5 protein-coding genes are annotated in these 7,861 nt (G+C 73.6%); 2 read left to right on the top strand and 3 right to left on the bottom strand.

What is annotated here, in order from left to right; genetic code table 11:
• Positions 1–173 precede the first annotated feature (173 nt).
• The gene (gene murA, locus HCN52_RS19000; protein WP_168089665.1) at positions 174–1,502 is read left to right on the top strand and encodes a UDP-N-acetylglucosamine 1-carboxyvinyltransferase; all 1,329 of its coding nucleotides are present in this window, start codon (positions 174–176) and stop codon (positions 1,500–1,502) included.
• A 131-nt stretch (positions 1,503–1,633) separates the two neighbouring features.
• On the opposite strand, the gene HCN52_RS18995 is transcribed toward murA, so the two are convergent.
• Positions 1,634–1,915 carry an HU family DNA-binding protein gene (locus HCN52_RS18995; protein WP_167974302.1) on the bottom strand — a complete coding sequence of 94 codons (282 nt, stop codon included), beginning with the start codon at positions 1,913–1,915 and terminating at the stop codon, positions 1,634–1,636.
• A 547-nt stretch (positions 1,916–2,462) separates the two neighbouring features.
• Positions 2,463–3,875, bottom strand: a complete 1,413-nt coding sequence (locus HCN52_RS18990) for an NAD-dependent malic enzyme (RefSeq protein ID WP_168089664.1) — start codon at positions 3,873–3,875, stop codon at positions 2,463–2,465.
• A gap of 675 nt (positions 3,876–4,550) precedes the next feature.
• Between HCN52_RS18990 and HCN52_RS18985 the strand changes: the two genes are divergently transcribed.
• Positions 4,551–4,871, top strand: a complete 321-nt coding sequence (locus tag HCN52_RS18985; protein WP_167974612.1) for a WhiB family transcriptional regulator — start codon at positions 4,551–4,553, stop codon at positions 4,869–4,871.
• A gap of 384 nt (positions 4,872–5,255) precedes the next feature.
• Here the strand turns inward: HCN52_RS18985 and HCN52_RS18980 are convergent, their stop codons facing one another.
• Positions 5,256–7,580, bottom strand: a complete 2,325-nt coding sequence (locus HCN52_RS18980; RefSeq protein ID WP_168089663.1) for a HelD family protein — start codon at positions 7,578–7,580, stop codon at positions 5,256–5,258.
• Positions 7,581–7,861: the final 281 nt, after the last annotated feature.

Here is a 7,861-nt window from a genome sequence, read left to right as displayed (position 1 = left end):
CCGCCACCTGGCGGGCGCGGCCCGGCGGGTGGTGCGCCCCCGCGCCGCGGACGCCCCGGCCGGGGTCCGGTTACCGCCGCCCGGCGCGCACGGGGGGCGGGAGGACGGCTCGCTCACCCGTACCATCGGATACGGCCACCTGTCCGTATTCGTCTGCCCAGATCGCGAGTTCCATGACCGACGACGTTCTGCTTGTGCACGGAGGCACCCCGATCTCGGGTGAGATCCGGGTCCGCGGCGCCAAGAACCTGGTACCCAAGGCAATGGTCGCCGCGCTCCTCGGGAGCGCCCCCAGTCGCCTGCGCAACGTGCCCGACATCCGTGACGTCCGCGTGGTGCGCGGACTGCTGCAGCTGCACGGGGTGACCGTGCACAGCGGCGAGGAGCCGGGCGAGCTGGTGATGGACCCCTCACGGGTGGAACGCGCCAACGTCACGGACATCGACGCGCACGCCGGGTCCTCCCGCATCCCGATCCTGCTGTGCGGCCCGCTGCTGCACCGCCTGGGCCACGCGTTCATCCCCGGGCTCGGCGGGTGCGACATCGGCGGCCGCCCGGTCGACTTCCACTTCGACGTGCTGCGGAAGTTCGGCGCCACGATCGACAAGCGCGAGGACGGCCAGTACCTCACCGCGCCCCAGCGGCTGCGGGGGTGCAAGATCCAGCTCCCCTACCCCTCGGTGGGGTCGACGGAGCAGGTGCTGCTCACCGCGGTGCTCGCCGAGGGCGTGACCGAGCTGTCCAACGCCGCGGTGGAGCCGGAGATCGAGGATCTCATCTGCGTGCTCCAGAAGATGGGCGCGATCATCTCGGTGGACACCGACCGGACCATCCGCGTCACCGGTGTCGACCGCCTCAACGGCTACACCCACCGCGCGCTGCCGGACCGCCTGGAGGCGGCGTCCTGGGCCTCGGCCGCGCTGGCGACGGGCGGCAGCGTCTACGTGCGCGGCGCCAGCCAGCGGGAGATGATGACCTTCCTCAACACCTTCCGCAAGGTCGGCGGGGAGTTCGAGGTCGACGAGGACGGCATCCGCTTCTGGCACCCCGGGGGGCCGCTGAAGGCCATCGCGCTGGAGACCGACGTCCACCCCGGCTTCCAGACCGACTGGCAGCAGCCGCTGGTGGTGGCGCTCACCCAGGCCTCGGGGCTGTCGATCGTGCACGAGACGGTGTACGAGTCCCGCCTCGGCTTCACCTCGGCGCTCAACCAGATGGGCGGCCACATCCAGCTGTACCGCGAGTGCCTGGGCGGCACCCCCTGCCGGTTCGGCCAGCGCAACTTCCTGCACTCCGCGGTGGTTTCGGGACCGACCAAACTGGAGGCCGCGGACCTGGTCATCCCGGACCTGCGGGGCGGGTTCTCCTACCTGATCGCGGCGCTGGCCGCGCAGGGCACCTCGCGCGTGCACGGCATCGACCTGATCAACCGCGGCTACGAGAACTTCGAGGAGAAGCTCGTCAGCCTGGGCGCCCGCGTCGAGCGGCCCTCTGCTTCCTGAACTCCTCCGGCCCGCCCCGTCGTTCGGGGCGGGCCACGCACGCCGACAGGGGCGGCCGTCCGGATCGGACGGCCGCCCCTGTCGGTTCGCGCGGGGCGCCGGGCCGCGGGTGCCGCGGCGGCGCGGGCGGCTTACTTGCCCTTGGCGGCTTCCTTGAGCTTGGAGCCCGCGGAGACCTTGACGCTGTAGCCGGCCGGGATCTTGATGGGCTCACCGGTCTGCGGGTTGCGCGCGGTACGGGCGGCACGGTGGGTGCGCTCGAAGGTCAGGAAACCGGGAATGGTGACCTTCTCCTCGCCCTTCGCGACGACCTCACCGGTCACCTCGGCCAGCGCCGCCAGAACGGCGTCGGCGTCCTTCCGGGTCACCTCGGCGCGCTCGGACAGAGCGGCTACCAGCTCACTGCGGTTCATAGTTCGTACTCCCGTGTTCTTCTTGCCGATGAGGCGTGAGATCGAAGCCGATGCTGCCAGGGTCCTCGGACATTCCTGGACCCGGGTCACGTTTGGTGAACCCTCGCGCCCAGGTACGCATCCTGCCCCCCGCTGGGGCGCTATGGCCAATCCGGCGCTGTCTCTGGCCTGCGAGTAACCCTAAAGGGCGGCGCCGGAAGCCGGGCAACCCGACGCGCCGCCGTGAGAAGGGCCACCACCGTCACCCGGCGCCCGCCGGGGCCCGCACGCCCCGTCCCAGGGCGCGCGCCGGGCGTGCGGACGGCGTGACGGCCGGGGCCCCGGGGTCGCGGCGGACCGACGGGGCGGCGCGTGACGGTGGGGCGCCCGCGGCGGCGGAGGCGTCGGTCGAGGGCCGTTCCGGTAGCGGCGGCATCCCGCGCGCGGCACATCGGCGGCCACGCGGCGTGCGGAGCATCACACCGCAGCACTCGCGCTCCGGGCCGGGGGCACGGGTCCCGGCGGCGCAGGGGCGACCCCGGAGCGCCGCGGGACCCGTGGTGGGGGCTCAGTCCCCCTGGGACTGCTGGGCGGCCTGGCTGACCGCCCCGGCGACCGCGCCGGACACCTTCTCGTTGAAGACGCTGGGGATCACGTAGTTGGCGTTGAGCTCGTCCGCGAGCACGACGTCGGCCAGCGCGCGGGCGGCGGCCAGCATCATCGACTCGTCGACGGTGCGCGACTGGGCGTCGAGCAGGCCGCGGAAGACACCGGGGAAGACCAGCACGTTGTTGATCTGGTTGGGGAAGTCCGAGCGGCCGGTGGCGACCACGGCGGCGGTGCGCCGGGCCTCGGCCGGGTCGACCTCCGGGTCGGGGTTGGCCAGCGCGAAGACCACGGCACCCTCGGCCATCGCCGCGACGTCGGAGGCGTCGAGGACGTCGGGGGCGGAGACGCCGATGAAGACGTCGGCCCCGACCACGGCCTCCTTGAGGGTCCCCGTCATGTTGTCGGGGTTGGTGTGGTCGGCGATCCAGCGCAGCGGGGTGTCGGCGTCCGCGTCCGCGAGGTCGGCACGACCGGAGTGGACGACGCCGTGGATGTCGGCCACCACCGCGTGCTTGACGCCGGCCGCCAGCAGCAGGCGCAGGATCGCGGTGCCGGCGGCGCCGGCGCCGGACATGACGACGCGCACGTCGCCGAGGTTCTTCTCCACCACGCGCAGCGCGTTGTGGAGCGCGGCGAGGACGACGATGGCGGTGCCGTGCTGGTCGTCGTGGAAGACCGGGATGTCCAGGGCCTCGCGCAGCCGCGCCTCGATCTCGAAGCAGCGGGGCGCGGAGATGTCCTCCAGGTTGATGCCCGCGAAGCCGGGGGCGATCGCCTTGACGACCTCGACGATGGTGTCGGTGTCCTGGGTGTCGAGGCAGATCGGCCAGGCGTCGATGCCTGCGAACCGCTTGAACAGGGCCGCCTTGCCCTCCATGACCGGCAGCGCGGCCTGCGGGCCGATGTTGCCGAGCCCCAGCACGGCGGAGCCGTCGGTGACGACGGCGACGCTGTTGCGCTTGATGGTCAGCCGGCGGGCGTCCTCGGGGTTGGCCGCGATCTGGGTGCAGACCCGGGCGACACCGGGGGTGTAGACCATGGAGAGGTCGTCACGGTTGCGGATCGGGTGCTTGGAGCTCATCTCGATCTTGCCGCCGAGGTGCATCAGGAAGGTCCGGTCCGAGACCTTGCCGAGCGTCACGCCGTCGATCTCGCGCAGCTTGCGCACGATCTCGTCGGAGTGGTCGGTGGAGTTGGCCGCGATGGTGACGTCGATCCGCAGCTTCTCGTGGCCCGAGGCGGTGACGTCGAGGCCGGTGACGTGGCCGCCGGACGACTCCACCACGGTGGTGAGCTGGCTGACCGCCGTGCCGCTGGCCGGGACCTCCAGCCGGACGGTCATCGAGTACGAGACGCTGGGCGCCGTTGCCATGCCGACTTCCTTCGTTCTTCCCTGTGGTTCCGGGTACTGCTCCGGAATGGTCCCACCTACCGACTGGTACGCGGTAACCGCCCCCCTGTGATGAAAGTATCTTTCCGCGCTGCGAGAGAGGACGCGGGCCCCGGCCGCGCCCACCGCCGCCCCGTCAGCGGCGAAAGCGGCCGCACCCGCCGAACGGCGCGCCGAGACCGGCAGGAGCACCGGACGGCCCCGCGGACGCACCGACCCGCACCCGGCCCTGCCCGCGGGGCACGCCCGTTCCGGCGCGGACCTCGCGGCACCCGCCGTGGGACGAGCCGCGCACGCCGGGGCACGCCACGCGCACCCGGGGGTGGCGTATGCCGCTCGCTTATCGCCCTCTACCCGCCAGCTGACACCAACGTCAAGAAACCACTCACCCGTTGGAGTGAAGTACGAGGAGCGGAGCATGTGGCCGACACTGACCGATTAGCCGGTTTCACCCGCATCTCTCACACATGCGAGCGCCTGCCTTATCACCCCATCAGGTGACATCAAGTCGTCGCCTAGTCCCTCTGAGTCATTTGAGATTGCATCCAGAGGGGGTGTCGCGGTCCCCCTACCTTCCGTAACGTCCTCGATCGGCAAGGGTGAATATGCCACTTGCCGCCGTGGGGGAGCCTCGATTCGGGAGAGGACGGCACCGGCATGAGCTGGGTAACGGACTGGAACACCAAGGCGGCCTGCCGCACCACCGATCCGGACGAACTGTTCGTCCAGGGCGCCGCGCAGAACCGCGCCAAGGCGGTCTGCACGGGCTGCCCCGTCCGGACGGAGTGTCTGGCCGAAGCTCTGGACAGCCGCATGGAGTTCGGCGTCTGGGGCGGCATGACCGAGCGGGAGCGGCGCGCGCTGTTGCGTCGACGGCCGACGGTCACGTCGTGGCGGATGCTGTTGGAGACCGCCAAGACGGAGTACGAGCGCGCGATGCGCCCGGAGGAGGACGACGGAACATCTGAAGCAGCCTGAGACGGAGCCGCCGCCCGGCGCCGCCGACCGCCCGACCCGCGGTCGACGCCCGCCCGCCGGCAGCGGTGAGGACACCGAGCACCGACGACGTCGCACCCCGATCGTCCGGGGGCGACGCCGTCGAGAGCGGTCGGGCCGGGACGCGTGGCGCGCCCCGGCCCGACCGGAGACAGAAGGTGGCACCGACCCGCCAGCTCGCCTCGCGGCAAGTGGTCGCTCGTAGCGACGATGGTTGGGCCCGGGGGCATGGATCGGGCCGGTGCCTCCACCACGGTAACAAAGACCCGGCCGAGTTTCATCGCGCGTCGCGGATCCGTCCGTACCGCTGCCCGCCCGGCCCCGCGCGGGGCGGAACCCGGCCCGACGGCCCGCCGCGCCCAGCGGTCAGCGCAGCTCCGCCAGGTCGCCCAGCTCCCCCAGCAGGGAGGGGACACCGTCGGCGTCCGGCTCGTCACCGGGACCCGCGACCACGGTCAGCCGCTGGGTGGCGCGGGTGAGCGCGACGTACAGCACCCGGAGTCCGGCCGGCGACTCGTCGGCGATCTCGGCGGGACGCACCACGAGCGTGGCGTCGTACTCCAGCCCCTTCGCCTCCAGACTGCCCAGCGCCACGGCCCGCTCCCCCAGGCCGGCGATCCACTCCGCGGCCTCCTCGCGCCGCCCCATGGCGACGATGACCCCGACGGTCCCCTCGACCTCGCCGAGCAGCCGCGCCGCCTCCTCCCGCACCACCGCCCCGAGCTCCGGCCCCGAGCCGTCGCCCGGGGCGTCGGACCAGGCGCGGTAGCGCGGCACCAGTCCGGTCGACCGGACGGCACGCGGCGGCCGGGCCGAGGGCATCGCGAGGGCGAGCACCCGGTCCGCCACCGCCGCGACCTCGGAGGGGTTGCGGTAGTTGACGGTCAGTTCGAACAGGCGGCGCGGTCGGGTACCGAGCACGGCGGACCGCTCCGCCGCCGCCTCCTCCGGGTCGCTCCAGGAGCTCTGTGCCGGGTCGCCGACGATCGTCCACGTCGCACGGCGGCCCCGCCGGCCCACCATCCGCCACTGCATGGGGGTGAGGTCCTGGGCCTCGTCCACGATGACGTGGGCGTAGTCGGTGCGCTCCCCCTCCTCCGGTGCGGTGCGGGCGGCGCGCGCCGTGCGGTCGGCGTAGGTGGTGACCTCGGAGACGCCGAACTCCGCGAGGACCGCGTCCTCGCTCGCCGGCCGGGGTCGCGCCGGCGTGCCGAGGACGGTGCGCAACTCGTCGAGCAGCGCCACGTCGTGGACGGACAGCCCCCGGCCGTCGGCGGTGACGCGGCGCAGCGAGCGGGCGAGCCGCCGCACATCGCCCTGGGCGAGCACGCGGCGGGCCCAGCGACCGAGCCGGCGCTCGTCGGCCATGGCCCGCAGTACCTCCAGCGGAGCGACCTCCGGCCACCAGGCGTCGAGGAAGTCGGTGAACTCGGGCTCCTCGGCGACGTCCTCCCCGAACGCCTCCCGTGCCTCGGCCCGCATACGGGGGTCCTCGTAACCGCGCACCGGGTCGGCGGCGTCCCAGAGTGCGTCGATCAGCAGCCGCCGGGCGCGCGGCCGCAGCAGGTTGACCGGCGCGGTGCCGCTCAGCACGGCCTGCCGGAGCTCGGCCAGCCGCTCGGGGCCCACGGTGAGGCGGCGGCCGAGCGCGACGACGGAGAGGGTCTGCGGCTGGTCGTCCCGTTGCAGCGCGCCCCGTGCGGCGCGCGCGAGGACGCGCGCCATGCGGGCCGAGCCCTTGACCCGGGCGACGGCGGGCTCGTCGTAGGAGTCCGCCGACGCGCCCTCCACGAGGCCGCCGAGGGCGCGGATGGCGACCTGCCCCTCCTCGCCCAGGGACGGCAGCACCCCCTCGGTGTAGGAGACGAGGAGCGGGGTGGGACTGACGACGAGGATTCCGCCGGCGTAGCGGCGCCGGTCCTGGTACAGCAGGTAGGCGGCACGGTGCAGCGCGACGGCGGTCTTGCCCGTGCCGGGGCCGCCGGCGACCTCGGTGACCGAGGCGGCGGGGGCGCGGATCACCTCGTCCTGCTCGGCCTGGATCGAGGCGACGATGTCCCGCATCGCGTGGCCCCGGGCGCGGCCGAGCGAGGCCATCAGCGCGCCGTCGCCGACCACGGGCAGTTCCTCCCCGTCGAGGAGGGCGCGCAGCCGCGGGCGGAGCAGGTCGTCCTCGACCCCGGTGACGCGCCGCCCCTTGCTGCGGATGACGCGGCGCCGCACCACGCGGCCCGGCGTCACCGGGGTGGCGCGGTAGAAGGGCGCGGCGGCCGGGGCGCGCCAGTCGATGACCAGCGGCACGTACTCGGTGTCGAGAACGCCCATGCGGCCGATGTGGAGGGTCTCCGCGATGTCGGCGACCGCGCCGGCGGCCTCCTCGCGCACCGCGTCGTCGGCGGGCTCGACGGAGGTCTGGGCGCCGTCGGGGCCGCGGGTGCCGTCCTTGCCGCGCAGCAGGTCGATGCGGCCGAAGAGGAAGTCCTCGAACTCGCTGTTGAGGCGGTTGAGGTGGCGGCCGGCGCGGTAGACCAGGGCGTCGCGTTCGGCGAGCGCGCCGGGGGTCCCGACCTGGACGCGTTTGGCGGCGTCGTTCACCAGGAACTCCGCCTCGTGGATCTTCTCCTCGAGTCTCCGGTAGACGGCGTCCAGGTGACCCTGTTCACCGCGGATCTCCCGCTCCCGGACGTCCAAGCCCCTGCCCCTTTCGCGCGGTCCTCTCGGGCAGCGGCCAACCGTACACCCACGGCGACGGGGCGGATCCGTCGCGCACCGGCTGCGTCGTCGCCCGCTCGCCGTTTCCGGCCATTCGGCCCCGGGCGGCACCGCCGACGCCGCCCGCGGGGATGCTCGTCGCGACGGTGCGGGAGCGGGGCGCGGGGTGCCGCGAGCGGGGCGCGAGGAAGCGCGCGCCGCCCGGCGTGGTGTCACGCCGGGCGGCGGCGCCGGTCCGGGGGGGGGGGGGGGGGGGGGGG

The sequence above is a fragment of the Streptomyces bohaiensis genome (genome assembly GCF_012033785.1).
In the GTDB taxonomy this organism is placed as follows: Bacteria; Actinomycetota; Actinomycetes; order Streptomycetales; family Streptomycetaceae; genus Streptomyces; species Streptomyces bohaiensis.
Note: the sequence above shows the minus strand (reverse complement) of the source record. Positions and strands in the feature narration are given on the sequence as shown.

What these genes read in the sequence shown, in the direction of transcription:
- murA (WP_168089665.1), top strand. Translation starts at nt 174, where the DNA reads ATGACCGACGACGTTCTGCTTGTGCACGGAGGCACCCCGATCTCGGGT.
- HCN52_RS18995 (WP_167974302.1), bottom strand. Translation starts at nt 1,915, where the DNA reads ATGAACCGCAGTGAGCTGGTAGCCGCTCTGTCCGAGCGCGCCGAGGTG.
- HCN52_RS18990 (WP_168089664.1), bottom strand. Translation starts at nt 3,875, where the DNA reads ATGGCAACGGCGCCCAGCGTCTCGTACTCGATGACCGTCCGGCTGGAG.
- HCN52_RS18985 (WP_167974612.1), top strand. Translation starts at nt 4,551, where the DNA reads ATGAGCTGGGTAACGGACTGGAACACCAAGGCGGCCTGCCGCACCACC.